The organism is Thermomonas paludicola (assembly GCF_024498955.1).
GTDB classification, from domain to species: domain Bacteria; phylum Pseudomonadota; class Gammaproteobacteria; order Xanthomonadales; family Xanthomonadaceae; genus Thermomonas; species Thermomonas paludicola.
Genome location: NZ_CP093311.1, coordinates 2548489 through 2574245, shown reverse-complemented (window position 1 = coordinate 2574245; position 25757 = coordinate 2548489). Strand labels below are relative to the sequence as shown.

The window sequence follows — 25757 nt, the reverse complement described above, 5'->3', positions numbered from 1 at the left end:
GTCATTGCAGTTTCGGTCGCGTGGCGATGGCATGGTCGATGATGCGTAGCGCTTCGTCACGCTCCGCGCCCTCCACCACCAGCCGCGGCGCGCGCACGCGTTCGCTGCCCTGGCCCACGCGCTGCTGCATCAGTTTGATGAGCTGCACGAACTTGGGCACCGTGTCCATGCGCAGCAGCGGCAGCAACCAGGCGTAGAGCGCCATCGCGGCGTCCGAACCGCCATCGCGGGCCTGCTCGAACACGCGCACCGATTCCGCCGGGAACGCGTTGACCACGCCGGCGATCCACCCGGTCGCGCCCATCGTCACGCCTTCGACGATGGCGTCGTCCATGCCCACCATCAGCTCGAGGCGGTCGCCGATCAGCGCGCGGATCGCGGCGAAGCGGCGGATGTCGCCGGAGGATTCCTTGACCGCTTCGATCTGCGGGAACTCGGCCGCCAATTCGGCGATCTGCTCGGCGCTGAAGTCGGTCTTGTAGGCGACCGGGTTGTTGTAGAGCAGCACGGGCAATTTCGTGGCGCGCACCACCGCGCGCACGTGCGCGCCCATTTCGCGCCAGTCGGTGGAATACACGTAGGGTGGCAGCACCATCAGTCCGCGCGCGCCCAGGCGCTCGCATTCCTGTGCCAGCCGCACTGCCTCATCGGTGGACAGCGCGGCGATGCCCGGGATCACCGGCGCGCGCTCGCCCAGCGCCTCGACCAGGGTTTTCACGATGGCGAGCTTGTCCTCGAACGACAGCGTGGCGCCTTCGCCCAGCGAACCCAGCGGGACGATGCCGGTGCAGCCGGCGTCGATCAACCAGTTGGCGTGGCGGGCCAGGAAGGCGTGGTCGATGTCGCCATCGGCAGCAAACGGTGTGGTGATGGCCGGCACGACGCCGCGCCAGAAAGTGGCTTTGTTCATGGGGGTGATCCGTCAGGGGCGAACGAAAGAAAAAAGGGGCGGCGCCGCGCTCAGCTCGCGACGATGCCCCAAGCGAAGGGGTCGTCGTCCTCAACCAGCAACCGACCCTCGCCGGAGAGATGGGCGCGGCCGGTGATGCGCGGATGGATGCGCCCGCCGGCGGCCGGCTGGTAACGGCCCTCGAATACGCTGCCGATGAGGCTTTCCATGCGGAAGGTCTCGCCAGGCGCCAGTTTGCCGTCGGCCGCCAGGCAGGCCAGCTTGGCCGACAGGCCGGTGCCGCAGGGCGAGCGGTCGTAGGCCAGTCCCGGGCACAGCACGAAGTTGCGCGCGTGGTTGGCCGGATCGACGGGCTCGGCATTGAGCTCGACATGGTCGATCTCGGCGCCGTCGGCGCCACGAATGCCGGCGGCTTCCAGCGCGTCGCGGATCGCGACGGTGCAGGTGGTCAGCTCGCGCCAGTGCGCGTAGTCCAGCGGCAGCGCTGCATCCTGGCTGATGAAGAACCAGTTGCCGCCCCAGGCCACGTCGCCGCGCACGCGGCCGATGCCGGGCACGTCCAGCGCGATGCCCTGCGCGTGACGGTAGCTCTCGATGTTGTCCAGGCTGACGCGGCCGTCGTGGTGCAGTTCGGCGACCACGCTGCCGACCGGCGTGTCGATGGTGTGGCGACCCGGCGTGATCCGGCCCAGGTGGGCCAAGGTGCGTACCACGCCAATGGTGCCGTGGCCGCACATGCCGAGCGCGCCGACGTTGTTGAAGAAAATGACCGACGCCACCGAACCGGCGGTTTCCGCCGGCAGCAGCAGCGCGCCGACCATGGTGTCGGAGCCGCGCGGTTCGCAGGCGATCATGCTGCGCCAGCGGTCGTGGTCGCGCAGCAGTGCAGCGCGGCGCTCGGCCAGCGTGCCGCGGTCCATGCCGGGCAGGGCAGACAACACCACGCGGGTCGGTTCGCCGCCGGTGTGGGAATCGATGTAGTCGATCTTGCGCATGCCGCCCAGCATCCGCCAGCCGGCCGTGCCCGTCTAGCCATGTTCCGGCGAATGAGATGCCGAAATCGGCACAATTCATCGGCCGCTTCGGCCGTATGATCCGGGCCATGGAGATGCTGCCTGTCCGTGTCGATGCCGACCAGCTGCAGAAGCTGCTGGACACGTTGCCCGACACCGTGTTCTTCATCAAGGACGCGCGCGGGCGCTACACCCATGCCAACCTGACCCTGGTGCGCCGGTTGGGCCTGAGCCGGCGCGAGGAGGTGGTGGGTCGCACGCCCGCCGAACTGTTCCCGCAACGATTGGGCGACGCCTACGCTTCACAGGATCGGCGCGTGCTGGCCGGCCGGGCGATCGCCAACCAGCTGGAAATCCACCTGTTCCCCAACCGCGCGCCGGGCTGGTGCCTGACCCACAAGACGCCGCTGCGGCAGGCGGACGGCATCGCCGGCCTGATCGGCATTTCCCACGATCTGCAGCAGCCGGATGGCCGCCATCCCGGCTTCGCCCGCCTGCGTCGCGTGCTCGACCACATGGAGGCGCACTACGGCGAAGGCGTGCGCATGCAGGCGTTGGCGGCGTTGGCCGGGCTGTCGCTGTCGCAGCTGGAGCGGCAGTTCCACCGCGTGTTTCACCTCACTCCGCAGCAGTGGCTGACGCGCCTGCGCATCGAGGCGGCCCTGGAGCTGCTGCGCGGCGGCGACAGCATCGCCGCGATCGGCCAGGCCTGCGGTTTCAGTGACCAGAGCGCCTTCAGCCGGCAGTTCAAGGCGTCGGTGGGCGCCACCCCCCGCGACTACCGGCGGCTGGTCGCCGGCGTGGGCGGCTGATCCGTCCGCGATCCGTCTTCGTGATGCGGATTGCGGCATAGCCGGAACGGCGGCATGCGCCTAGCATGACGCCTCCGCCACGCCGTGCCGCACGCATGACCTCGTCGTCCGCATCCGTTTTGGTCGTTGGTGGTGGTGTGGTGGGGCGCGCCTGCGCGCTGGCGCTGCAGCGCGACGGCTGGCAGGTGGCGCTGCTCGACCCCGATGCGGGCGGCGTGGCCTCGTCCTGGGGCAACGCCGGGCATATCGCCACCGAGCAAGTGCAGCCGCTGGCCTCGCTGGCCACGCTGCGCAGCGCGCCGCGGCGCTGGCATGCATTTGGCGGGCCGCTGGATCTGCGCGAGCCGCTGCACCGACTGCCCTGGGTCATGCGCTACCTGCGCGCGTGCGTGCCGTCGCGCTTCGATGCCGGACGCACGGCTCTTCGCGGTCTGCTGGCGGACGCCTTGCCCGCATGGCGCAGGCTGGCGCAATCGATCAACGCGCCGGAACTGCTGCATGAGCAGGGGCACTGGGTGTGTTGGGAAAGCGCATCCGGCGCGCGGCGTGGCGAAGCCGCATGGCGTGGCGCAGACATCGGCACGACGACCTTGTCCGCCCTCGGCGATGCACGGCGCGCAACGCTGCAATCGCACTTGGCGGCGCCGATCGCGGGCGGCATCGCCTTCGACGGCACCGCGCAAATCGCCGACCTGCCTGCGCTGGCGCAGCGGCTGGGTGCGGCCTTCGCCCAGGCGGGCGGCATCCAGCGGTCGCTGCGCGTGCAATCACTGCGGCGCGAGGGTCGCCGTGTCCACGCCATCGCCGATGACGGCACCCGCCTGGACGCCGACCTGGTGCTGGTCTGTGCCGGCGTGCGCTCGGGCGCGCTGATGGACGCATTGGGCGTGCGCGCGCCGCTGGTCGCCGAGCGTGGCTATCACCTGCACTGGGCGGCGCACGATTGGCCAGCGCTGCCGCCGGTGGTGTTCGAGGATCGCTCGATGATCCTCACCCGCTTTGCCGGTGGGTTGCGCGCGGCGGGCTTCGTCGAATACGCCGGCATCGACACGCCGCCGGATCTGCGCAAGTGGGCGCGGCTGCGCGAACACGTCGAGCAGCTCGGTATCCCGGTGCGGGGCGAACCTGTGCCGTGGTTCGGCGCGCGCCCGACCCTGCCGGACTACCTGCCGGCGCTGGGTCGCAGCGAATGTTTCGACAACCTCGCCTACGCCTTCGGCCACCAGCACCTTGGCTTGACGTTGGCGGCGATCAGCGGCGAACTGCTGGCCGATCTGTGTGCGGGCAGGCCCGGCGCGGTGGCGTCGGCAGCATTCGACCTGGGCCGCTTCGCCTGAGTTGATTGTGCCGAAGTCCGCATGGTGCCGGTCGGATCGACGCTAGTCCGCGCCGGGTATCGCGCCGAGGATGGACACGGTTTACGCCGGAGTCCTCCATGAACGAGCAGATCGGACAGCTGTCGATGTCGCAGGCGCACGCGCTGCTCTCCACGCCATTGCCGGGGCGGCCCGCCGCGATCACCGGCATGGAATACGAAGCGCGGCTGGAACGCGCTCGCGCGCTGATGCGTGACGGTGGCGCGGACGCATTGCTGGTGACCGCGGGCGCATCGCTGCGCTGGTTCAGCGGGGTGCCGTGGGGTGCCAGCGAGCGGCTGGTGGCCATGCTGCTGACCATGCAGGGCGATCCGGTGCTGGTTTGCCCGGCATTCGAGGAAGGCTCGCTGGATGCGGTGCTGAAGATTCCCGTGCAAAAGCGCCTGTGGGAAGAACACGAGGATCCGCACGCGCTGGTTGCCCGCACGCTGGCCGAACGCGGCGCGCGCAGGCTGGCACTGGACCCCGAGGCAGCGTTCCGCATCCATGCCGGATTGCGCAGGCATGTGCAGGCCGATGCGATCCTCGACGCGCAGCCGGTCATCGACGGCTGCCGGATGCGCAAGTCGGCGGCCGAACTGGCGCTGATGCAGCACGCCTGCAACATCACCCTGCAGGTGCACCGCCTCGCCGCCGGCATCGCCCGTGAAGGCATCGGCAGCGACGAGCTGGTGCGCTTCATCGACAACGCCCACCGCGTGCTGGGCGCAGACGGCGGCTCGACCTTCTGCATCGTCCAGTTCGGCCACGCCACCGCGTTCCCGCATGGTGTTCCCGGCGTGCAGCGGCTGCGCGAAGGCGAGCTCGTGTTGATCGACACCGGCTGCAGCGTCGAAGGCTACAACGCCGACATCACCCGCACCTGGAGCTTCGGCCGCGCGGGTGGTGAACAGGTGCGCATCTGGAACCTGGAGCGCGCCGCGCAGCAGGCGGCGTTCGACGCGGTGCGCCCCGGCGTGGCCTGCGAGGACGTGGATCGGGCCGCGCGCGACGTGCTGGAAGCGGCCGGCCTCGGTCCCGGCTACCGCTTGCCCGGCCTGCCGCATCGCACCGGCCACGGCTGCGGGCTGGCCATCCACGAAGCGCCCTACCTGGTGCGCGGCAACGCGCTGCCGTTGGCGCCGGGCATGTGCTGCAGCAACGAACCGATGATCGTGGTGCCGGGGGGCTTTGGCGTGCGGCTGGAAGACCATTTCTTCGTCACCGCCACCGGCGCGCAGTGGTTCACGCCGCCATCGATCGCCATCGACTGTCCCTTTGCCGACTGATTTCGCTCGTCATTCCCGCCTGCGCGGGAATGACGGTACGGATATTCCTGGATGCCTTGCATGTCCGCTCTTCGCACCGTTCCTGCCGGTTGCATCGCGATGTTGCTGCTCGCCAGCGCCGCCGCGCAGGCAGTGGCGCACACCGCCACGCCGAGAGCGCCCGACGAAGCCGTCTATCGCCGTTCGCTGCACCTGCGCGAGCAATGGATATACCTGACGAAAGGACTGGTCGGCCCGGCGACGTGGATCGACGCCGAGCGCTACCGCTACCGGCGCACCGCCGAGGGTGGCTTCGAGTTCGTCGTGCGCCGTGTCGGCGACGCGCAGGCGCAGCCAGCCTTCGATCAGCAGACGCTGGCGATCGCGCTCGGCAAGACGCTGGGAAGATCCTTCGACGCGCGCCGCCTGCCATTTTCCGACTTCGAGTACGAAGAAGGCACGCGCGCAATCCGCGCACGGACGGATGCTGGCCGCGTGCGCTGCGAACTCGGCGATGCCTATCGCTGCGAGCGCATCGGTGATGAGATCGACAAGTCCCGCCCGCGCGCCTGGGGCGTGGTGCGTGACTTGTCGCTGCCGGCCGATGACGCGCCGCACCGCTCGCCCGATGGCAAATACGAGGCGTTCGTTGCGGGCGACAATCTCGTGCTGCGCACCCTCGCCGACGGCGCAACCCGCATTCTCAGCCGCGACGGCTCGCCGGGCGATTTTTATGATCCGGAAACCATCGTGTGGTCGCCGGATTCCAGTCGCGTCGCGCTGTACCGCGTGCGTCCCGGACTGCAGCGCCGCATCACCCGCGTGGACACCTCGCCGCGCGATCAGCTGCAGCCAACGCTGCAGACCCAGCTCTATCCGAAGGCCGGCGACCCGGTGGATATCGAGCGACCGGTGATCTTCGAGGCGGCGAGTGGCCGCCGCATCGACGTATCGGACGCCCTGTTCGCCAATCCCTACGAGATGTCGCCGCTGCAGTTCCGCGCGGACGGCAACACGCTGGCCTTCCGCTTCGTCGAGCGCGGCTTCAAGCGCGTGCGGCTGATCGAAGTCGATGCGCGCAGCGGCGCGGCGCGCAGCGTGGTGGAAGAGTCCAGCAAGACCTTCGTGAACAGCTGGTGGTATCGCGCCGAATTCGTGGATGCCGGCAATCGCGGCGAACGGATCCTGTGGCAGTCCGAGCGCGACGGCTGGAACCACCTCTACCTGGTCGATGGCAAGAGCGGCCGGTTGCGCCAGCTCACGCGCGGGCCGTGGGCGGTGCGGCGGATCGTGAAGGTGGACGAGGCGCGGCGGCAGGTCTGGTTCGCCGCCAACGGCCGCGAGCCGGGCGATCCGTACATGCAGCATTTCTATCGTGTCGATTTCGATGGCAGGCATCTCGTTCACATGACGCCCGGCGACGGCTGGCACGAGATCAGCCTGTCGCCGGACCTGGCGCACTACGTCGATACCTGGTCGCGGCTCGACCAGCCCGACGTCACCGAACTGCGCGACGCGCGCGACGGCCGCCTGATTGCGGAAGTCGAACGCGGCGATGCCAGCGCGCTGTTTGCCGCCGGCTACAAGCCGCCCGAACCGTTCGTCGCGCCCGGCCGCGACGGCAAGACGCCGATCTGGGGACTGGTGGTGCGGCCCACGCACTATGATCCGTCGCGCAAGTATCCGGTGATCGAAAGCATCTACGCCGGCCCGCACGATGCGCACGTGCAGAAGAAGTTCTGGCCGTTCGACGCGCAATCCAGCAACGAACGCCTGATCGGCGCGCAGGCGCTGGCCGACCTCGGTTTCATCGTCGTGCAGATCGACGGCATGGGCACGATGAACCGCTCCAAGGCGTTCCACGACGTGGCCTGGAAGAACCTCGGCGACGCCGGCTTTCCCGACCGCATCGCCTGGCACAGGGCGATGGCCGCGCGCGATCCGTCCTACGACATCAGCGGCGGCGTCGGCATCTACGGTGCGTCGGCCGGCGGGCAGAACGCGCTGGGCGCGCTGGAGTTCCATCCGGAGTTCTACACCGTCGCCGTGGCCTACGCCGGCTGCTACGACAACCGCATGGACAAGCTCAGCTGGAACGAGCAGTGGATGGGCTGGCCGGTCGACGACAGCTACGCGCGCGCGTCGGGCGTGGACAACGCGGACAAGCTGCGTGGCCACCTGCTGCTGATCGTCGGCGAGCAGGACGAGAACGTCGATCCGGCCTCCACCTACCAGGTGGCCGATGCGCTGATCCGCGCCGGCAAGGACTTCGATCTGCTCGCCGTGCCCGGCGCGGGTCACGGCGTTGGCCGCTCGCAGGAGCCCATCGACTACATCCAGCGGCGCAAGTTCGATTTCTTCGTGCGCCATCTGCTGAGGCGCGCGACGCCGGATTGGAACGCAGCCCCGGCAGGGGAGGCGCGTGGATCGCGTGGATGACCAGCCCGGCGGCTGGTCACCGCCGGATGATGCCGCGCTGGCAGCACTGGTGCGGCATGCGTGGGGCTTGCAGGGCACGCTGTCGCCATTGCCTTCGTATGTCGATCACAATCGTCGAGTACGGTGCGCAGCGGGGGATTTCGTCCTCAAGATCGCCAACCCCCACTGGTCTGAAGACCTGCTGGATTTCGAGAACCAGGCCCTGTTGCACCTCCAGCGCGTGCGCTGCCGTGCGCGCACGCCCCGCCTGCGGCCAGCCCTGAAAGGGGAGCCGATGCTGCCCCTGCGGCTTGACGATGGCAGGGTCGCGCATGCGCGGCTGATCGATTTCATCGACGGACCGTTGCTGGCCGAGGTCCCCGTTGATGCGACCCTTGCACGCAGCATCGGCGAGCAGGTGGCGCGGCTGGCGATCGGCCTGTCCGGTTTCCGCCACCCTGCGGCACTTCGGCACAAGGACTGGAACCTGACCGTGCTTCCGGATTTGCGCGACGCCGTCGCACTGGTCGGCGATCCGGCGTTGCGACAGCGGGTGCAGGCGGGCGTCGATGTCTTCGCCGAGCGCCTGCCGGCATGGCGGAAGGCCTTGCCGCAGCAGGTGATCCACAACGACGCCAACGACTACAACCTCATTGTCGATCGCCAGCGCAACGCGGTTCACGCCATCATCGATTTCGGCGACATGTGCCACGGCTTCCGCCTGGCCGATCTTGCGGTCGCCTGCGTCTATGCGGTCCAGGACAAGCCGGCCCCGCAGCTGCTGATGGACGAGGTGATTGCCGGCTACGCGTCGGTTTCCCCGTTGCTGCGTGAAGAGCGGGAGGCGCTGCCGGACTTCATCCGTGCCCGCCTCTGCCAGAGCATCCTCATGGCGGCGCGCGCGCATCGCCTGGATCCCGACAATGATTACATCCTGGTGTCCCAGCGCGCGCTGCGCGCGCTGCTGTGCCAGCTCGGCTGACAACGCCACCCTTCCTGCCCGCATTTGCCTGCCATCACATGCCAACACGCCCCCCCGAAGACCTGCTCGCATTGCGCCGCGCGCATCTGAACCCGACGCTGAGCGTGGCTTACCGCGAACCGCTGAAGATCGTGCGCGGGGCCGGTGCGTACCTGTTCGACGAGGATGGGCGCGGCTATCTGGACATGGTCAACAACGTCTGCCACGTCGGGCACTGCCATCCGGATGTGGTGCAAGCCGGGCAACGCCAGATGGCCTTGCTCAACACCAATACGCGCTACCTGCACGACCACATGGTCGATTACGCGCAGGCACTTCTGGCGACGTTTCCGCCGGAGCTGTGCGTGGTGTTCTTGACCAACTCCGGCACCGAGGCCAATGACCTGGCACTGCGCTTGGCGCGTGCGCATGCCGGCGCCCGTGACGTGATCGTGCTGGATCACGCCTATCACGGGCACTCGCCGTCGATGATCGAACTGAGCCCGTACAAGTTCAATGGCAAGGGCGGGGCGGGACGCGCCGACCATGTCCAGGTGATCCCGATGCCTGATTGCTATCGGGGGGCACACCGGGCTGCCGCGGGTGGGCCGGGTGCCCACTATTCGGCTGCCATCGCGGGGGCGATCGATGCCATTCATGCGCGTGGCGGCAAGCTCGCGGCGTTCTACTGCGAATCGATATTGGGTTGCGGTGGGCAGATCGTCCTGCCTGATGGCTATCTGGCGGATGCCTACGCGCGTGTGCGCGCCGCAGGCGGTGTATGCGTGGCTGACGAAGTGCAGGTGGGCTTTGGTCGCGTGGGGTCGCACTGGTGGGCCTTCCAGCGGCAAGGCGTGGTGCCGGACATCGTCACGCTGGGCAAGCCGATGGGGAATGGACATCCGGTCGGCGCGGTGGTGGCGCGGCGGGAGATCGCCGATTCGTTCATCACCGGCATGGAGTATTTCAATACCTATGCGGGCAACCCCGTCTCCTGCGCAATCGGCCTGGCGGTTCTGGACGCCATCGAACGCGAAAACCTTCGCCAGAACGCGGACGCCGTCGGCGCGTACCTGATGGATGGCCTCCACCGGCTGCAGGAACGGCACGCCCTGATCGGCGACGCGCGTGGCGCCGGCTTGTTCATCGGCGCGGAACTGGTGCTGGATCGGGCGACGCAGGCACCCGCCACGCGGGAGGCGAACGAGATCGTGGAGCGGATGAAGATGCGGGGAATTCTGCTGTCCACCGACGGTCCGCTGGACAACGTCCTGAAGATCAAGCCACCGATTGTTTTGTCAGCGGAGCAGGCCGCGATATTCCTGTCCGCATTGGACGATGTGCTGGCTTCGATGTAGTGAACACGCCCGCACTGGGTGACCCGCTGTTCAACGGAGAAATCGCATGGTGGTAGCGCTCTTGCTGGGATTGCTGTCGCTGCTCGGACTCGCCTACGTCGTGGTGCTGGTGTCCACAGCGAGGCGACGAGGCGAGTTGCGCCCGAAGGGCGAGGCCGTTCTGGTCGGGGCCGTGACCAATTTCTTCGACACCCTCGGCATCGGCTCGTTCGCGCCCACCACGGCCTGGCTGAAGTTGCGCAGGCTGGTGCCGGATGATTTCCTCCCGGCGACCCTGAATAGCGGGCATGCGCTGCCCACCGTGGTGCAGGCGCTGATCTTCATCGGCTTGATCCGGGTCGATGCCCTGCTCATGGTGGCGTGCATCGCGTCGGCCGTGATGGGCGCGACGTTCGGGGTCCGGCTGGTCGGGCGGGTGCCGCTGCGTACCGTCCAGGTGGCAGTTGGATTTGCCATGCTGATGGCGGCCGTGCTGTATGCGCTGGCCAATATGGGGATGTTGCCTGCCGGTGGCAACGCCTTGGCCTTGGGCAGGCCGCTTTTCTGGGTGGCGGTTCTGGCGCACTTCGTGCTGGGTGCGCTGATGGCATTCGGGATAGGCCTGTACGCGCCGTCCTTGATCCTGCTCAGCCTGATGGGACTCAATCCGACCGCGGCGTTCCCGGTGATGATGGGAAGTTGCGCGTTCCTGATGCCGATAAGCGGGTGGCGTTTCATGCGCGGCAATCGCATTGACCTGCGCGTCGTGCTCGGCCTTGCGCTTGGCGGTATTCCTGCGGTCTTGCTGGCAGCGTACGTGATCAAGTCGCTACCGCTGGAGACCCTGCGCTGGGGTGTGGTGGTGGTCGTGCTGTATGCCGCCGCACTGCTGCTGCGGTCGGCCGCCGGCCGCAGGAAAGCCGCCAGCGCGGATCTGCCAGGCTGATGCCGCAGATGATTGTTCCGCCGGCGCCTGTCGATCAGCGACGGCGCCTGCTCGCCGTCCCGGCGCCGGTGTGAGCCGTTCGAAGGAATTGGTCGATGGCATCCCGCCGTACAGGATTCGATCTCTTCGCAGGCATTCGCCGAAACTACAGATGCCGGATCGGAATCGAGGGGCCGTGTTGTTGGCGGTGAGACCGGAGCGAGTTGCGCGCCGCTGTCGCGTCATGTTGCGGCTGGAGTAGTGCCTGCAAGTTGCGCGCGAAGATCCTTCAGCGTTGTCGAAAGATGCTTTTCCAGCAGCTGCCGTACCCGATCCGCATCCCGTGCGAGCCAGGCATCGAGCAATGCGCGGTGTTCGCCACGGGCGCGCCGTTGGTGGCTGCGTTGCTGCAAATGGAAACAGACGTAGCGATCTGCAAGCGCGTGCAGCCGTTCGAGCAGGCGCATGGTGAGCAAATGGCTGTCCGACGCCACCAGTGCCAGGTGGAATTGGCGGTGGCAGCCCGCGATTTCGCGCATGTTGGCGCCAGCCACCGCTTCCAGGCGTGCGTGTGCCTCGGTGGCTGCGCGTCGCTGCGCGTCATTGGTCTTGGCGCAGGCGCGGGCGGCGGCATCGGGCTCCAGTCGCAATCTGAGTTCGAAAATCTCCTCGGCTTCGCCCGGGCTCAGTGCAGGAACGATGAAACCCTTGTTCGGTGACGAGCGAAGCAGCCCGTTCTGTTCCAGTCGAGTGAGCGCTTCGCGCAGCGGGATTTTGCTGATGCCAAGTTCGCCGGCCAGCGCGTCTTGCCGAATCGAAGAAAGCGGCGGGATCTCGGCCGAAACGATGCGTTCCCGGACGATTTCAAAGGCTTGATCTGCAAGGCTGCGACTGATGACACGCATCTGGCTAGTGTACTGGCTCGCCATGTTGAGTCGATGAGTTGCTCGCCAAGCATTTCCGACGAGCGGTTCTTTTTTGTCTACCGTATACCGTATATGTTAGCCGATCAGGAGTCGGGTGACCCAGCAGGGGGCTGGGTCTGGCCATGCGCCGCGCTCGTTCTTGAACTGGGGAATTGGTGTCGGTCGTGCTTCGGCGGCAGTTCCGTTCGTTTCAACCGGGGGCAGCGCCTGCCGGGACATGCCACGACAGTGCGCGGGAGCTGCGCTGTTGATTGAGGCCATGAGGCCGTATCACCCACCTACGGAGAACAGTCATGCGATTACTACCCAAGAACCGTGCCAGCCGATGGGCAACCATCGGTGGCGTTGCCGCACTTGCCAGCGTGATGGCGTATGCAAGTCAGAGTCTTGCCAGCTGGCATCCCCAGCACGCGTCAGACCCGGGTGCGACTGCGTCAGCAGTACAGCGCCCCGGTTCCCCGGCGCATGCCGGTTCGGAACAGCGCAGAAGCCCGCTGCTGCGGTCTGGAACCAATGCGCAGCGGAGTCTGGCAAGAGCGCTCTCGATCGAGAAATCGCCGCAGACCGAGCAGCAGATTTTCGGCCGCCACGTGCAGCAACGACAACTTGACGCATCGCAGCGAATGCCGCAGCAAGCGCCGATGAGCCGCTGGGTGGGTTCCGGATTCGACGCGACCGACGTGCGAAAGAACGTCCTGAAGCGGCCGTCCATCGCCGTGAACAGGGGGGCGCGTGAAACGGCGGCGGCCAGCTGCAGCAGCACCCAGTTCGCAAGCCTCAGCGGACAAGCGCTGGTGACCGCGGTCACCAGCGCGCCTACCAGTTGCATCAATGACTTGTTCGGGCTGTCTGGCAGCATCGCCGCCAATACGTTCTCCGAAACCAAAATGGCCACGATCGCCAGCGGACTGACGACGGTGGCTGGCCGCTACGACGGCACCAATCGCGATGGCGCGCTGCAACTCATCCTGTTCCTGCGCGCGGGCTATTACGTGCAGTTCTACGACCCGGCGGTCGGCAGTTACGGAGCCACGTTGCGCAATGCGATCCGGCCGGCATTGGATGCATTCGCGAACAATGCAAACTTCGGGCTTGTGAACGATGTGCACGGAGAAGTTCTCGCGGAATACGTCACCCTCATCGACAGCAGTGCTGAAAATGCACGCTACATGCCGGTGGTCAAGCGTCTGCTGGATGGTTACAACAGCAGCTACGATGCCTACTTCTGGATGCTTTCCGCAGTCAACAACACCTTCACGGTCCTGTTCCGGGGGCATCAGAACACGGACTTCCAGCAGCTGGTGCAATCCGACAACTCGATCATCGATACGCTGTACGGGTTCGCCAATCGCAACTTCAACATGATGGGAGGCACCAACGACTACCTGGTCAGCAACTCCGGGCGTGAGCTGGGGCGCTTCCTGCAATACACCGGTTCGCTCAAGAGCCTTGCAAGTTCGCGGGTGAAGGCGTTGGTCGATCGGTCGTCGGTCACCGGCGTGACTGCGCCGCTGTGGGTGGGGCTTGGCGAGATGGTGGACTACTACGATTCCGCCAATTGCAGTTATTACGGGCTCTGCAACTTCAAGGCCACCGTGGAATCCGCGGCGCTCCCGATCCGCTACACCTGCAGTTCGACGCTCACGCTCCGCGCGCAGCAGATGACGTCGTCCGAACTGGCCAATACCTGCAGCATTGTTGGCGGCGAAGAAAGCTACTTCCACAACCTGATGAACACCGGGCGCGTGCCGGTGGCGAACGACAACAACACCAATCTTGAGATGGTGATATTCAACAGCAGCACCGACTACGGTACCTATGCGGGGGCCATCTTCGGCATCGACACCAACAACGGCGGCATGTATCTGGAAGGCGACCCATCGGTGGTCGGCAACCAGGGTCGGTTCATCGCGTATGAGGCCGAGTGGGTGAGGCCGACGTTCGAAATCTGGAACCTTACGCATGAATACATTCACTACCTCGATGGCCGTTTCGACATGTATGGCGACTTCAACGCCTACCTGACGCAGCCCACGGTGTGGTGGATCGAAGGTTTCGCCGAATACATGTCGTATTCGTACCGGAACCTCGCGTATACGGACGCGCAGAATGAGGCCGCCAAGGCGACTTACAGCCTCAGTGCGATCCAGGCGAATGATTACAACAGCGGTCAGACCCGGATCTACAACTGGGGTTATCTGGCGGTGCGCTACATGATGGAACGCCAGCCATCGCAGGTGAACTCGATCATGGGCTACACCCGTCCCGGCAACTACACCGGCTATGGCAATTTCATGCGCAGCATCGGGACAAGCAACGATGCGGACTTCCGCGCTTGGCTGCCTTGCGTGGCCCAGCCGGGTGGCAGTGGCTGCGGTGGGACAACCAACAAGCCGCCGGTGGCCAGCTTCACGTCGTCGGCCAGTGGTCTCGCGGTGCAGTTCACCGATGGATCGACCGATCCGGACGGGAGCATTGTTTCGCGCGCCTGGACGTTCGGTGACGGCGGCACGTCGGTCTCGGCCAACCCGTCTCATGCCTATGCCAGCGCAGGAACCTACGCGGTGGTGCTGAAAGTCACCGACGATCGCGGTGCAACGGCAACCATCACCAAGCAAGTGACGGTGACATCCTCGTCGACCAACAAGCCGCCGGTTGCCAGCTTCACGTCGTCGGCCAGTGGTCTCGCGGTGCAGTTCACCGATGGATCGACCGATCCGGACGGGAGCATTGTTTCGCGCGCCTGGACGTTCGGTGACGGCGGCACGTCGACCTCGGCCAATCCGTCTCATGCCTATGCCAGCGCAGGGACGTATTCCGTGCAATTGAAGGTGACCGACAATGCCGGCGCGACAGCAACCGTGCAGCGCACTGTCACCGTGACCTCGGGCGGGGGAAGCTTGCCGGAATGCCCGGCCCCGTCGCAGGCGCTGGGGCGCAATTGCGTTCGCAGCAACATCACGGTGGCAGCAAACGATTACGCGTACATGTATGTGTATGTTCCCAGCGGCATTTCGTCCATGCGCATCACCGTGAAGGGCGGAACCGGCAATGCCGATCTTTACGTCAATACGCTGGGCAGCTGGGCGACTCGCGATTATCACAACTATCGCTCGACCAATGCCGGCAACAATGAATCCGTCGTGGTGAACTATCCTCCGGCGGGCTATGTCTATGTCAGCCTGTATGGCGTGAAGAAATCCACTGGCGTGTCGGTCAGCGTGGAGTACTGATGCGTGGGGTGCGCGGGGTCGCCTTGACGGCCCTGCGCGCTCGTTGGCCGGAGCCATGGCGTCAGGGCTGCAACAGGGCCAGGCCGTTGGCGTTCGAAGTGGCCGGTGGAGCCACGCGACCACGGAAGAGAATATCGATTGCAATACATGAAGGCTGGCCACGGCATGACGCCGTGACCAGCCTTTCTTGTTTCCGGATCAACGATCGATCGGCCTGATCGTTGCGCGAGGGTGATGTTGGAACGGGCTTGATGCCAGGCGGGCGCACCGGTGCTGCATTACTTCAATTTGTATTCCACCGTCAGGAAATACTCCGCACCGGTCGGGTTGTACTTGCTGATGTCGGCGTACGGCCACCACTTCTCGGAGTCCACCAGATCGGGCCTGCGGTTGAGCAGGTTGGTCACGCTGAGGCCGGCCCAGAGCGCGTCGCTGAAGCGCCAGCCAAGCGACAGGTTGGCGGTCGTCCACGCGGGCAGGCGCTTGTAGGTGTCGGCCCAGCGCTCGGGCGAGGTGCCGAGGCGGTTGATGTGCAGGTTGGCGTTGAATTTCTCGATGGTCCAGCTCAGCGTGCCGTAGCTGCGGGTGCGGAATTCGCTGTTCCATTGCGCGTCACGGATGTCCTCCACCGCGTCTTCCGGCAGGTAGCGGTCCAGCGTCTTCAGGATGTGGGTGTAGCCAAGGCGGAAACTGAAATCGCCATAGGGCGTGCCGTTGTACTGGCTCAGCCAGGTGAAATCGAAGCCGTCCTGCTGGTGCATGCCGGTGTTGAACGGGCTGGTGATGACCGAGCTGACGCCGTTTTTCGGGCCGCCGCGCGTGACCCGCGCCAGCATCGCCTGGCACTTGGGTGAGTGGATGTCGATGCTGTCGCCTGCGGCATTGAAGCCCAGCTGGCACTCCGCGGCGTATTGCAGGACCGTGTAGGCGCCGATGATGCCGACCTGGTCTTCCAGATGGATGCGGAAGCCGTCCAGGGTGAACGAGTGGTGCGTGCCGAGCTGCGCGACCATGCCGAGCGAATCGGTGTAGCCGGTTTCCTCGCGCAGGTGCGGGTCGCCTTCCGAATACTGGCGGATCGAGCCGGTGCCGTACTTGGTGCCGCAGCTTTGCCAGCTTTGTCCGGGCTGGAGGTGCTCGGTCTGCACGCAGGTCAGGAAGTCGACGCCGCTGGTGTAGGAGGAGCTGCGCTCGGCAAACATCACGTGCATGTCCGGCGCGCGGAACGAGGTGGCGCGCGAGGCGCGGAACATCAGCGAGTCAATCGGCCTCCACGACAGTCCGACCTGGTAGGTGCCCGCGCCGCCCACGTCGGAGGCGTCATCGTAGTAGTCATAGCGCACGGCGATTTTCGCGTCCAGCTGGCCGATCGCCGACTCTTGCTTGGTCAGAGGCACCGCGAGTTCACCGCCCGCTGCGTAGCGGTTGCGCTTGCCATGGCCGCGGATGCCGCTCCAGCCGTAGATGTCACCATCGACGGTGGCCTGATCGGTGAGGAAGCGATACGAATCGCGGCTGGCTTCCACCACGGCCGCGAATGCCAGCGGGCCCGCCGGCAGCTGCAGCAGGTCGCCGCTGATGTCGGCACTCAGCGTCTGCGAGGTGGAGCGGCCGTCGCCCACCGAGGTGCGCACTGCGCTGGCGAACATGCCCGGCGTCAGTACGCCGAAATAGTCCAGCCCGGTTGGCAGCATGTTCGCGTCAAGCGAGTCGCGGCTGACGGTCAGCCAGCGATCGGGTGCCCACGGCTGCGCCCAATCCACCCCCTTGGTGCCGAACAGCAGCGACATCATCGCTTGGTCGTCGAAGCGCTGGACGCTGTCCTTGTAGCGATAGAGGCCGTAGGTGTAGCCGAGGTTGTAGTCGAACTTCCCCAGCGGGCCACTCAGGCCAGCGCTGAAGATATGACTGGTCTCGCTGAAGTGCTGGTTGCTGGTGGGCGTTTCGAAATCGCGGAACGAGCGCCAGATCTGGCGCGAGCCGTAGTAGGTGGAATTCAGGTCGTTGGCGTCCTCCATCACGTCGTAGTCCACGCCGTAGCTGTAGCGGTACAGGCCGGCGTCGGCCGTGGAGCGTGCGGACATCAGGTTGGCGTGGAACTCGTGCTCGCCGAAGCGGTGGCTGAGATCGGCGAAGCCGAAGATGCGCTCGCGCCCGTTGCGCACGGTGTAGGTGCCGAACACGTTGTCGCCGCAATACTTTTCGCTGCCGGGACCGGCCCAGCCCGGGCGAACAGCTTCATAGCCCAGCGTGGCGCAACGGTTGCCGACGTCCAGCAGGCCCCAGCCGCCCGGCGCGCCGCGGTCCCAGAACGACATCACCTGGTCGAGTGCGCGGTAGTCGGGATCGGGCGATTTCGACGGGTCTGCGAACCAGTCGCGCTGGTCGCCGCGGATCGGCCGGCGCCGGTCCCATTCCAGTCCGTAGCTGAGATGCGTGTCGCCATGCGAAAAACCGGACGACAGGGTGAAGTTGTCGGAGCGTCCGCCGCCGTCGGCGGTGTTGCCGTAGCGGTAGCGGAAGGTGGTCTCGTCGATGTTGTCCTTGAGGATCACGTTGACCACGCCGGCCACCGCGTCGGAGCCGTAGATCGCCGACGCGCCGCTGGTCAGCACTTCCACGCGCTGCACGGCCGAGGCCGGGATCATGGCCAGGTTGATGACGTTGCCGGAAATGTTGCCGGCAGGCTTGGGCAGCATCGGCATGCGCTTGCCGTTCAGCAGCACCAGCGTGTAGCCGGGGCCGAAGCCGCGCAGGTTCAGCGCCTGCGCGTTGGCGTTGAAGTTGTTGGTCTGTTCTTCGCCGACGAACACGCCGGTGTTCACGCTGAGATTGGACAGCGCGTCGTACAGCGTGGAGTAGCCCTGCTTGGCCAGATCCTGCGCGGTGTACACCTGGATGGGATCCACGGTTTCGACCTCGGTGCGCTTGATGCGCGAACCGGTGACTTCCACCTTCTCCAGGGTTTTGGCGTCGACCTGCTGGTCGGTGGTGGCGCTGGCCGTGCCGGCGTCCTGCTGTTGTGCGGAGACGGGTGCGGGATGCAGCGCAAGGCAGATCGCCAGTGCCAGCGGGGCCGGCAGGCAAACGGATTTCATCGACATCGGTGGTTCCCCTGGTTTGTTTGGTATGGCGGAAGCGCCCACAGCCATTCATTGGCCGGGCATTCCCTTTGTGATGGTCGTGTCTGGCTTCGCGTGGCAGCTAGACGCGAATACGCCCTGACCATGCGGATTTCCGACGAAACAATCGTGGCGCAGCCGTGCCTGTCCGGGGGTCTCCGTGCGCCACAGCGGGCAAGCTGATAGCCTCGGAGATCGTTGTCGGCGAACCTGGCCCACCGATCATGCGGCGACCCTTACTCCAATCTGCAGATTCCGGGCGCCCGGTCATGTTGCTGACGCTGCAGCAGCGCCGAATGCGGCAGATTCTTTGGGTACTGGTGGCGTCGTTTTGCCTGGTGGGCCTGCTGAATCTGGTGCGCCTGAATTATCTCGGCGCAGGTTTCGAGCTGGTGACCGCCGGCTTGTTGCTGGCTGCGGCGTGGTGGAATGAGCGCGGTCAGCCCGTCCGCGCCAGCGTGCTGATGGTATGGACGATGATGGCCGCACTGGGCGCGCTGGCCATCACCGGGCAAGGGCTGTATGACGAAGCGCCGATGGCGTTTCCGGCCTTGCTGGTGTTTGCCGGCATGTTCGGCAGCCGGCGCCTGTTCCTGACCCTGCTCGCGCTGATGCTGCTGTTGTTGCTGGGACTGTTTGCCATCGAGTTGGGCGGCGGGATGCCCAGCGTGCCGGTGGGGTCAGGCAACATGCGCGTGTTCATCATCTGCATGATCGTGGCGGTGACCGGTTTCTTCATCTGGCTGCTGCTCAGCGATCTCAGCGGCACGATGGCGCAGCTGGAGTCGGAAAAGATCGCGTTGCAGGCGTCGTATGAGCAGATCGAAATCCTCGCCCAGCGCGACAGCCTGACCGGCCTGCCCAATCGCGCGTTGGCGCGCGATCGGCTGGAATACATGCTCAAGCAGTCGCGGCGCAGCGGCTGCATGGTCGCGGTGATGTTCCTCGACCTGGACAACTTCAAGACCATCAACGATTCGCTGGGCCATGGCGCCGGGGATACCTTGCTGTGCCAGGTGGCCGATGCGCTGCGCAGCTGCGTGCGCGATTCGGACACGGTTGCGCGGGTATCGGGCGACGAGTTCCTGATCCTGCTGGGCGAGCTGCAGGACGAGGATGCCATCGTCGCCGTGGTCGCCAAGGTCACGCATCTGCTGGGGCAGGCGTTCGGACTGGACGGCATCGAGGTGCTGGTGACGGCATCGCTGGGCATCGCGGTTTCCCCGCGCGACGGCATGCAATCGGATGTCCTGCTGAAGAACGCGGACATGGCCATGTACCAGGCCAAGGATTCCGGCCGCAACACGTTCTGTTTCTTCGACGGCAGCATGAACGAAAGCGTCGTCGAGCATCTGCACATCGCCGCCGGCCTGCGCGCGGCGTTGATCGATGGCGAACTGCAGTTGCATTACCAGCCGCAGTTCGACCTGCGCAGCGGCCGCATCCTCGGTGCCGAGGCGCTGTTGCGCTGGAAGCATCCGGAATTGGGGTTCATCCCTCCGGCCAAGTTCATTCCGATCGCCGAGCGCAGCGGGTTGATCAACGAAGTGGGTGCTTGGGTGCTGCGGCAGGCCTGTCAGGACGCGCAGGCGTGGCGCAGCCAGGGGCTGGGCGAGCTGAGCGTGGCCGTGAACGTGTCGCCGTTGCAGTTCCGGCGCGACGACATCGAGCGCGAAGTCATGCGGGCGTTGGCGGCCTGCGGCCTGCCGGCGGAGGCGCTGGAGCTGGAGCTGACCGAATCGCTGCTGGTGGCCGACGCGCGCAACCTCGGCGACACCCTGGGGCGGTTGAGCGCACACGGCGTGCGGATTGCCATCGATGACTTCGGCACCGGTTATTCCAACCTGGGTTACCTGCGCCGCTTTGCCGTGCATCGGCTGAAGATCGACCAGTCGTTCGTGCGCCAGATGTGTGTCAACGCACAGGACGAAGGGCTGGTGCGCGCCATCATCGAAATGGCGCGCTGCCTCGGTTTGCAGACGGTGGCCGAGGGCGTGGAAGACGGCCACACGTTGGAGCAGTTGAAGCGTTTCGGCTGCGAGTTCGGGCAGGGCTTCCACTGGTCGCCGGCGCTGCCGATGGCGACCTTCATGCAGTTCGTGCAAACCCGTCAGGTTGCCGCCAGCTGATCTGGTGCTCAGCTCTGGTAGGCGGTTTCGCCGTGTTCGGCGATGTCCAGGCCCTCGCGCTCGGCATCCTCATCGACCCGCAGGCCACCGCATGCGCGCGCGCTGATCGTGCAGGCAAGCAATGACACCAACCCGATCCAGGCCAGCGTGATGGCCACCCCCAATGCCTGCACGCCCAGCTGCGCGACGATGCTGTAACCCGCGGCAACCGACTTCGTGCCACCCATGGAGTCTGCCGAAAACACGCCGGTCAGCAGGGCGCCCAGGATGCCGCCGAGCCCATGCACGCCGAACACGTCCAGGCTGTCATCGGCGCGCAGGCACCGCTTCAGGCCGTTCACCCCCCACACGCAGGCGGCACCTGTCACCAGACCCATGACGATGGCGCCGGCCGGGCCGACCGTGCCGCAGGCGGGGGTGATTGCCACGAGTCCGGCCACCATGCCCGAGGCCACGCCCAGTGCCGAGGCCTTGCCGCGCATCCGCTTCTCGGTCAACGTCCAGCCAAGCACCGCGGCCGCAGGTGCCAGCAGGGTGTTGAGGAAGGCGAGCGCGGCGCTGGCGTTGGCCTCCAGTGCGGAGCCGGCGTTGAACCCGAACCACCCCGCCCACAGCAGCGCGGCGCCGGCGAAGGTCATGGCCAGGTTGTGCGGTGCGATCGCGGTCTGGCCATAGCCCAAGCGCTTGCCCACGCACCAGGCGCCCACCAGCCCGGCCACCCCGGCATTGATGTGCACCACCGTGCCGCCGGCGAAGTCGAGGGCGCCGAGCTTGAAGAGAAAGCCATCGCTGGCCCACACCATGTGTGCCAGCGGCAGGTAGCCGAGGCTGAACCAGATCACGATGAAGAGCAGCACCGCGGACAGTTTGGCGCGTTCCACCCAGGCGCCCACCACCAGTGCCCCGGTAATACCGGCGAAGGTGGCCTGGAATGCGATGAAGAGGTATTCCGGAACCCCGATGCCCGGGGTGGGCGTGGCGGCCAGTGAATCAACGCCGATGCCGCGCAGCAGCAGCCGGTCCGTGCCGCCGATCCACGGGCTGCCGGCGGAGAACGCGACACTGTAGCCGTAGGCGATCCAAAGCAGGACCAGCAGCGAAAACACCATCGCCACCTGGACCATGACCGACAGCGTGTTCTTGGCGCGCACCATGCCGCCATAGAACATGGCCAGGCCGGGGACCGCCATCAACAGGACCAGCAGGGTGGAGGTCAGCATCCACGCGGTATCGCCCTTTTCAGCCACTGCTGGAACGGCCGCTCCCGCGTGTGCCGGAAGCAGCGCGAGCGCGGCGAGCAGCAGAGGCGTGCGTCGCCGCAGGCGGCTGCACTGGTTCGAGTACGACATGACACAAGGCCCTTGCATGTGGCGGCCCTCCCCGGTCAGTTCGCGTATTGCGCCCGCCCCGCCTCTTCGTCGGCAACAGGGCGGGAGACGCGCACCCGTCGATGCGCGCTCCCGGCCTGACTGGTCCCTGCCGGGGAGGAAGCGAAGCGGGGATCAGTGGCTTCGCGCCGACGCGCAGGCGCATCGGCTTGCGTGATCCGGGCCGGCGCCGGGCGTGATGGCTGCCCGGCGCCGGCGTCGATCAGATCGTGTAGTACATCTGGTATTCCAGCGGATGGGTGGCGCCACGGAACGCGGTCACTTCCTTCATCTTCAGGCCGATGTAGGCGTCAATGAAATCGTCGGTGAACACGCCACCGGCCTTGAGGAAATCGCGGTCGGCATCCAGCGCGTCCAGCGCCTGGTCCAGCGAGTGGCAAACGGTGGGGATGCCCTTCTCTTCTTCCGGCGGCAGGTCGTACAGATCCTTGTCGGAGGGCGCGCCCGGGTCGATCTGGTTCTTGATGCCGTCCAGGCCCGCCATCATCAGCGCGGCGAAGATCAGGTAACCGCTGTTCATCGGGTCGGGGAAGCGGATTTCCACGCGCCGCGCCTTCGGGTTGGCCACGTAGGGAATGCGGCAGGACGCGGAGCGGTTGGAGGCCGAGTAGGCCAGCATCACCGGGGCTTCGTAACCCGGCACCAGCCGCTTGTAGCTGTTGGTGGTGGAGTTGGCGAAGGCGTTGATCGCGCGCGCATGCTTGAAGATGCCGCCGATGTACCACAGCGCCATCTGCGACAGGCCGCCGTAGCCGTCGCCGGAGAACAGGTTGACGCCGCCCTTGGCCAACGACATGTGCACGTGCATGCCGCTGCCGTTGTCGCCGACGATGGGCTTGGGCATGAAGGTCACGGTCTTGCCGTTGCGATGGGCGACGTTCTTGATGACGTATTTCATCGACATCAGTTCATCGCCCTTGCGGGTCAGCGAATTGAAGCGGGTGCCGATCTCGCACTGGCCGGCGTTGGCCACTTCATGATGATGCACTTCCACCTCGATGCCGATCTTTTCCAGCGTCTTGCACATCTCGGCGCGCAGGTCGTGCAGCGAGTCCAGCGGTGCCACCGGGAAGTAGCCGCCTTTCACCATCGGCCGATAGCCGCTGTTGCCGCCGGCGTACTCGCGGCTGGAGTTCCAGTGCGCTTCTTCGGAATCGATGTGGAAGAACGTGTGCCCCATCTCGTTGCCGAAGCGCACCGAATCGAAAATGAAGAATTCCGGTTCCGGGCCGAAGAACGCCTGGTCGGCGATGCCGGTGGCCTTCAGGTAGGCCTCGGCGCGCTTGGCCACGCCGCGTGGATCGCGCGAGTAGGCCTGCATGGTGGTGGGGTCGAGGATGTCGCAGGTCAGCACCAGGGTCGGGTCGGCGGTGAACGGATCCACGAACGCGGTGCTCGGGTCGGGTAGCAGCACCATGTCCGAGTTCTGGATACCGCGCCAGCCGCTGATCGAGCTGCCATCGAACATCTTGCCGTCCTCGAACAGGCTGGCATCGACGATCGACTTGGGGAAGGTCACGTGATGCTGCACGCCGCGCAGGTCGGCGAAGCGCAGATCGACGAATTCGATCTTGTGATCCTGGATGAGTTTTTCGACGTGTTCGAGGGACATGCGGGCTCCGGGAGTCTGGACAACAGAGGGAAATGGCGGGTGGACCACTGGCGGAACAAGTAATGCACGCGGCGTGCCAAGCGCATTTTCCTCACAACTTATTGATATACAGGGTGAAATTGAAAGCATGATCAGATAATTGCGCAACCATGATGCATTTCATGATCCAGATGCACCAATATAGTGCTTTGCGTCATCCGCTATGCTGCGCCGCTGCGTCTGCGCGCAGTCCGTCGCGGTGCGGCTCACCGTTCCCAACGCCATCTCGCCATGAATGACCTATTCGCCGCGCTGCTGCTCGGCATCATCGAAGGCATCACCGAATTCCTGCCGGTGTCCAGCACCGGCCACCTGTTGATTGCCGAACATTTCCTGGGCCGCCACTACTCGGCGCTGTTCAATATCGCCATTCAGGCGGGCGCCATCCTTGCCGTCACCCTGATTTACCGCAGGCGGCTCTGGGGCATGCTGCTGGCCTTCGCCGGGCATGACGCGCCGGCGTCGCACGACCCGCTGGGCGTCGCCAGCAGCCCCGCACAGTCGCGCGACTACGCCTTCAAGCTGCTGGCCGCGTTTGCGGTGACCGCGATGTTCGGGTTGCTGGTGAAAAAGCTGGGATGGGAGCTTCCGGACACGGTGCGGCCGATCGCCTGGGCACTGATCCTGGGGGCGCTGTGGATGATGGTGGCCGAGCAATTGGCCGCGCGCCGCGCCGCGCGCGATGGCGAACGCACGTCGGTCAGCTGGACGGTGGCGCTGCTGGTCGGTCTGGCGCAGGTCGTGGCAGGCGTGTTCCCCGGCACCTCGCGCAGCGCCGCCACCATCTTCGTGGCACTGCTGGCGGGCACCACCAGCCGCGCTGCCGCCACCGAATTCGCCTTCGTGGTCGGCATCCCCACCATGTTCGCCGCCACCGGCTACGAGCTGCTGTCGCTGCTGCGGCACGGTGGCGTCGGCCAGGAAGACTGGGCCGCGCTGGGCGTGGCATTCATCGCTTCGGCGGTGGTTGCCTTCGTGGCGGTGAAGTGGTTGTTGCACTACATCCAACACCATCGCTTCACGTGGTTTGCGCTGTATCGCTTCGCGCTGGGCGCGGCGCTGCTGTTGTGGTTGCCGCTGGGGAGCTGATCCCGTGACGTCCGTGTTTGCAAGAGGGCCCATCATGAAGCTGCTGTCGTCGCTGCTCCTGCCCGCCCTGCTGGCGGGCTGCCACCCGCCGAAGCCGGCGGCTGTCCTCACGGCGCCCGCGCTGTCCGTGGCGGGCGCGCCCGCCGAGGCGACGCCGGTCGGGACTGCCGATGGCGGGCGGCCAAGCGCCCTGCAGGCGGTGCTGACCCTGACGCGTTACCACTGGACGCTGGCCGATGCCGTCGATGGCAAGGGGCAGCGCATCGCCGCCCTGTTCGTGCGGCCGGAAAAGCCCGTGCAGCTGGATTTCAACGCGTCGCTGGTGAGCGTGGGCAACGTCTGTGGCGTGATGAGCGCGCATCACGCGGCCAGCGCCGACCGCCTGCGGGTCGAGCCGTTCAGCGCGGCGATGGCGCCATGTGCCGATCCGGCCGTGCGGCGCCTGGACGGTGAAGTGGCCAAGCGGCTGCAGGGTGAATTGGCGATGCGCTTCGAAACCGTCGATCCGGCGCGGCTGGTGCTGACCAACGCCGCCGGCGACGTGTTCACCTTCGATGGCGTGGATGATGCGCGGGTGGCGCCGACCGGCGGCTGAGTCGCGGTTGCGGAGGTCGTGGCCGATGCCAACAAAAAACCCGCCGTGGGGCGGGTTTTCCGTGAAGGCTGGATCCCCGCCTTCGCGGGGATGATGTTCCGGCACAGGCATTCGCGCAGGCGCGAATGCGCCGTCACATCACTTGATCTTGCCTTCCTTGTACATCACGTGCTTGCGAACGACGGGGTCGTACTTGCTGACCTCCATCTTGTTCGGCGTGTTTTTCTTGTTCTTGTCCGTGGTGTAGAAGTGGCCGGTGCCGGCCGAGGAAATGAGGCGGATCTTGTCGCGCTTGGAAGCCATGATTCAGTTCTCCTCAGACCTTGTCGCCCTGCTTGCGCAGGTCGGCCAGAATGGCATCGATGCCGTTCTTGTCGATGGTGCGCAGCGCAGCGGCGGAAACGCGGAGTTTGATCCAACGGTTCTCCGAGGCAACCCAGAAACGGCGCTCGTGGAGGTTGGGCTGGAAGCGACGACGCGTCTTGCGGTTTGAATGCGAGACGTTGTTGCCGGTCGTCGTGCGCTTGCCGGTTACTTGGCAGACTTTGGACACTGGGCACCTCGATGGTGTGTGATTGTCGCCCGTAGCCCGGGTGACGGCGGCCCCGCGCGGGGCGGGATACGC

The 25757-nt window shown here is 65.9% G+C and carries 19 protein-coding genes; 11 read left to right on the top strand and 8 right to left on the bottom strand.

The window, feature by feature from the left end:
• Window position 1: 1 nt before the first annotated feature.
• Both LIW09_RS12095 and LIW09_RS12090 read right to left on the bottom strand, forming a co-directional pair.
• A complete protein-coding gene (locus tag LIW09_RS12095; protein WP_256645850.1) occupies window positions 2–910 on the bottom strand; it encodes a dihydrodipicolinate synthase family protein in 909 nt (302 codons plus the stop codon).
• A gap of 50 nt (window positions 911–960) precedes the next feature.
• Window positions 961–1905: a proline racemase family protein gene (locus tag LIW09_RS12090; protein WP_256645849.1), complete on the bottom strand. Its 945-nt coding sequence runs from the start codon at window positions 1903–1905 to the stop codon at window positions 961–963.
• A gap of 107 nt (window positions 1906–2012) precedes the next feature.
• Between LIW09_RS12090 and LIW09_RS12085 the strand changes: the two genes are divergently transcribed.
• The 7 genes from LIW09_RS12085 to LIW09_RS12055 all read left to right on the top strand — a co-directional run bounded on the left by LIW09_RS12085 (window position 2013) and on the right by LIW09_RS12055 (window position 11020).
• Window positions 2013–2735, top strand: coding sequence for an AraC family transcriptional regulator (locus tag LIW09_RS12085; RefSeq protein WP_256645848.1), 723 nt, complete (start codon window positions 2013–2015; stop codon window positions 2733–2735).
• Window positions 2736–2800: 65 nt separating this feature from the next.
• A complete protein-coding gene (locus LIW09_RS12080) occupies window positions 2801–4072 on the top strand; it encodes an NAD(P)/FAD-dependent oxidoreductase (protein WP_256645847.1) in 1272 nt (423 codons plus the stop codon).
• Between the two features lie 98 nt (window positions 4073–4170).
• Window positions 4171–5379, top strand: coding sequence for a M24 family metallopeptidase (locus tag LIW09_RS12075; RefSeq protein ID WP_256645846.1), 1209 nt, complete (start codon window positions 4171–4173; stop codon window positions 5377–5379).
• A gap of 60 nt (window positions 5380–5439) precedes the next feature.
• Complete coding sequence (locus LIW09_RS12070; RefSeq protein WP_338064819.1) at window positions 5440–7797, top strand: S9 family peptidase; 2358 nt, start codon at window positions 5440–5442, stop codon at window positions 7795–7797.
• On the top strand, window positions 7781–8758 hold the full coding sequence (locus LIW09_RS12065) for a phosphotransferase (RefSeq protein ID WP_256645845.1): 978 nt from the start codon (window positions 7781–7783) through the stop codon (window positions 8756–8758). The genes LIW09_RS12070 and LIW09_RS12065 overlap by 17 nt, the downstream gene beginning before the upstream one ends.
• 38 nt (window positions 8759–8796) lie before the next feature.
• On the top strand, window positions 8797–10095 hold the full coding sequence (locus LIW09_RS12060) for an aminotransferase class III-fold pyridoxal phosphate-dependent enzyme (RefSeq protein WP_256645844.1): 1299 nt from the start codon (window positions 8797–8799) through the stop codon (window positions 10093–10095).
• A 61-nt stretch (window positions 10096–10156) separates the two neighbouring features.
• The gene (locus tag LIW09_RS12055) at window positions 10157–11020 is read left to right on the top strand and encodes a sulfite exporter TauE/SafE family protein (RefSeq protein ID WP_256645843.1); all 864 of its coding nucleotides are present in this window, start codon (window positions 10157–10159) and stop codon (window positions 11018–11020) included.
• A 221-nt stretch (window positions 11021–11241) separates the two neighbouring features.
• On the opposite strand, the gene LIW09_RS12050 is transcribed toward LIW09_RS12055, so the two are convergent.
• Window positions 11242–11904 carry a GntR family transcriptional regulator gene (locus LIW09_RS12050; RefSeq protein WP_256645842.1) on the bottom strand — a complete coding sequence of 221 codons (663 nt, stop codon included), beginning with the start codon at window positions 11902–11904 and terminating at the stop codon, window positions 11242–11244.
• A gap of 662 nt (window positions 11905–12566) precedes the next feature.
• On the opposite strand from LIW09_RS12050, the gene LIW09_RS12045 reads away from it, so the two are divergent.
• Window positions 12567–15158: a collagenase gene (locus LIW09_RS12045; RefSeq protein ID WP_256645841.1), complete on the top strand. Its 2592-nt coding sequence runs from the start codon at window positions 12567–12569 to the stop codon at window positions 15156–15158.
• Window positions 15159–15436: 278 nt separating this feature from the next.
• Here LIW09_RS12045 and LIW09_RS12040 read toward each other — a convergent pair whose 3' ends face one another.
• Complete coding sequence (locus tag LIW09_RS12040) at window positions 15437–18262, bottom strand: TonB-dependent receptor plug domain-containing protein (protein WP_256645840.1); 2826 nt, start codon at window positions 18260–18262, stop codon at window positions 15437–15439.
• Window positions 18263–18576: 314 nt separating this feature from the next.
• Here LIW09_RS12040 and LIW09_RS12035 point away from each other — a divergent pair, with 314 nt between their 5' ends.
• Window positions 18577–20409, top strand: coding sequence for a putative bifunctional diguanylate cyclase/phosphodiesterase (locus LIW09_RS12035; RefSeq protein WP_256645839.1), 1833 nt, complete (start codon window positions 18577–18579; stop codon window positions 20407–20409).
• Between the two features lie 8 nt (window positions 20410–20417).
• Here the strand turns inward: LIW09_RS12035 and LIW09_RS12030 are convergent, their stop codons facing one another.
• A complete protein-coding gene (locus tag LIW09_RS12030; protein ID WP_425507892.1) occupies window positions 20418–21758 on the bottom strand; it encodes an ammonium transporter in 1341 nt (446 codons plus the stop codon).
• Window positions 21759–21999: 241 nt separating this feature from the next.
• Entirely contained in the window at window positions 22000–23409 is a 1410-nt protein-coding gene (gene glnA / locus LIW09_RS12025; protein WP_256645838.1) for a type I glutamate--ammonia ligase, read from the bottom strand.
• 270 nt (window positions 23410–23679) lie between these two features.
• Between glnA and LIW09_RS12020 the strand changes: the two genes are divergently transcribed.
• Both LIW09_RS12020 and LIW09_RS12015 read left to right on the top strand, forming a co-directional pair.
• Window positions 23680–24537: an undecaprenyl-diphosphate phosphatase gene (locus tag LIW09_RS12020; RefSeq protein WP_256645837.1), complete on the top strand. Its 858-nt coding sequence runs from the start codon at window positions 23680–23682 to the stop codon at window positions 24535–24537.
• 34 nt (window positions 24538–24571) lie between these two features.
• On the top strand, window positions 24572–25132 hold the full coding sequence (locus LIW09_RS12015) for an META domain-containing protein (protein WP_256645836.1): 561 nt from the start codon (window positions 24572–24574) through the stop codon (window positions 25130–25132).
• A 138-nt stretch (window positions 25133–25270) separates the two neighbouring features.
• On the opposite strand, the gene rpmG is transcribed toward LIW09_RS12015, so the two are convergent.
• Together rpmG and rpmB are read right to left on the bottom strand one after the other, a co-directional pair.
• A complete protein-coding gene (gene rpmG, locus LIW09_RS12010; RefSeq protein WP_425507938.1) occupies window positions 25271–25438 on the bottom strand; it encodes a 50S ribosomal protein L33 in 168 nt (55 codons plus the stop codon).
• 10 nt (window positions 25439–25448) lie between these two features.
• Window positions 25449–25685, bottom strand: a complete 237-nt coding sequence (gene rpmB / locus LIW09_RS12005; protein ID WP_256645835.1) for a 50S ribosomal protein L28 — start codon at window positions 25683–25685, stop codon at window positions 25449–25451.
• Between the last annotated feature and the right edge of the window lie 72 nt (window positions 25686–25757).

Coding starts and splice junctions, on each gene's coding strand:
- LIW09_RS12045 (WP_256645841.1), top strand. CDS start 12,567: ATGAGCCGCTGGGTGGGTTCCGGATTCGACGCGACCGACGTGCGAAAG.
- LIW09_RS12050 (WP_256645842.1), bottom strand. CDS start 11,904: ATGCGTGTCATCAGTCGCAGCCTTGCAGATCAAGCCTTTGAAATCGTC.
- LIW09_RS12090 (WP_256645849.1), bottom strand. CDS start 1,905: ATGCGCAAGATCGACTACATCGATTCCCACACCGGCGGCGAACCGACC.
- LIW09_RS12035 (WP_256645839.1), top strand. CDS start 18,577: ATGCGGCAGATTCTTTGGGTACTGGTGGCGTCGTTTTGCCTGGTGGGC.
- LIW09_RS12030 (WP_425507892.1), bottom strand. CDS start 21,758: ATGTCGTACTCGAACCAGTGCAGCCGCCTGCGGCGACGCACGCCTCTG.
- LIW09_RS12070 (WP_338064819.1), top strand. CDS start 5,440: ATGTCCGCTCTTCGCACCGTTCCTGCCGGTTGCATCGCGATGTTGCTG.
- glnA (WP_256645838.1), bottom strand. CDS start 23,409: ATGTCCCTCGAACACGTCGAAAAACTCATCCAGGATCACAAGATCGAA.
- LIW09_RS12080 (WP_256645847.1), top strand. CDS start 2,801: ATGACGCCTCCGCCACGCCGTGCCGCACGCATGACCTCGTCGTCCGCA.
- LIW09_RS12020 (WP_256645837.1), top strand. CDS start 23,680: ATGAATGACCTATTCGCCGCGCTGCTGCTCGGCATCATCGAAGGCATC.
- LIW09_RS12075 (WP_256645846.1), top strand. CDS start 4,171: ATGAACGAGCAGATCGGACAGCTGTCGATGTCGCAGGCGCACGCGCTG.
- LIW09_RS12095 (WP_256645850.1), bottom strand. CDS start 910: ATGAACAAAGCCACTTTCTGGCGCGGCGTCGTGCCGGCCATCACCACA.
- LIW09_RS12040 (WP_256645840.1), bottom strand. CDS start 18,262: ATGTCGATGAAATCCGTTTGCCTGCCGGCCCCGCTGGCACTGGCGATC.
- LIW09_RS12015 (WP_256645836.1), top strand. CDS start 24,572: ATGAAGCTGCTGTCGTCGCTGCTCCTGCCCGCCCTGCTGGCGGGCTGC.
- LIW09_RS12085 (WP_256645848.1), top strand. CDS start 2,013: ATGGAGATGCTGCCTGTCCGTGTCGATGCCGACCAGCTGCAGAAGCTG.
- LIW09_RS12060 (WP_256645844.1), top strand. CDS start 8,797: ATGCCAACACGCCCCCCCGAAGACCTGCTCGCATTGCGCCGCGCGCAT.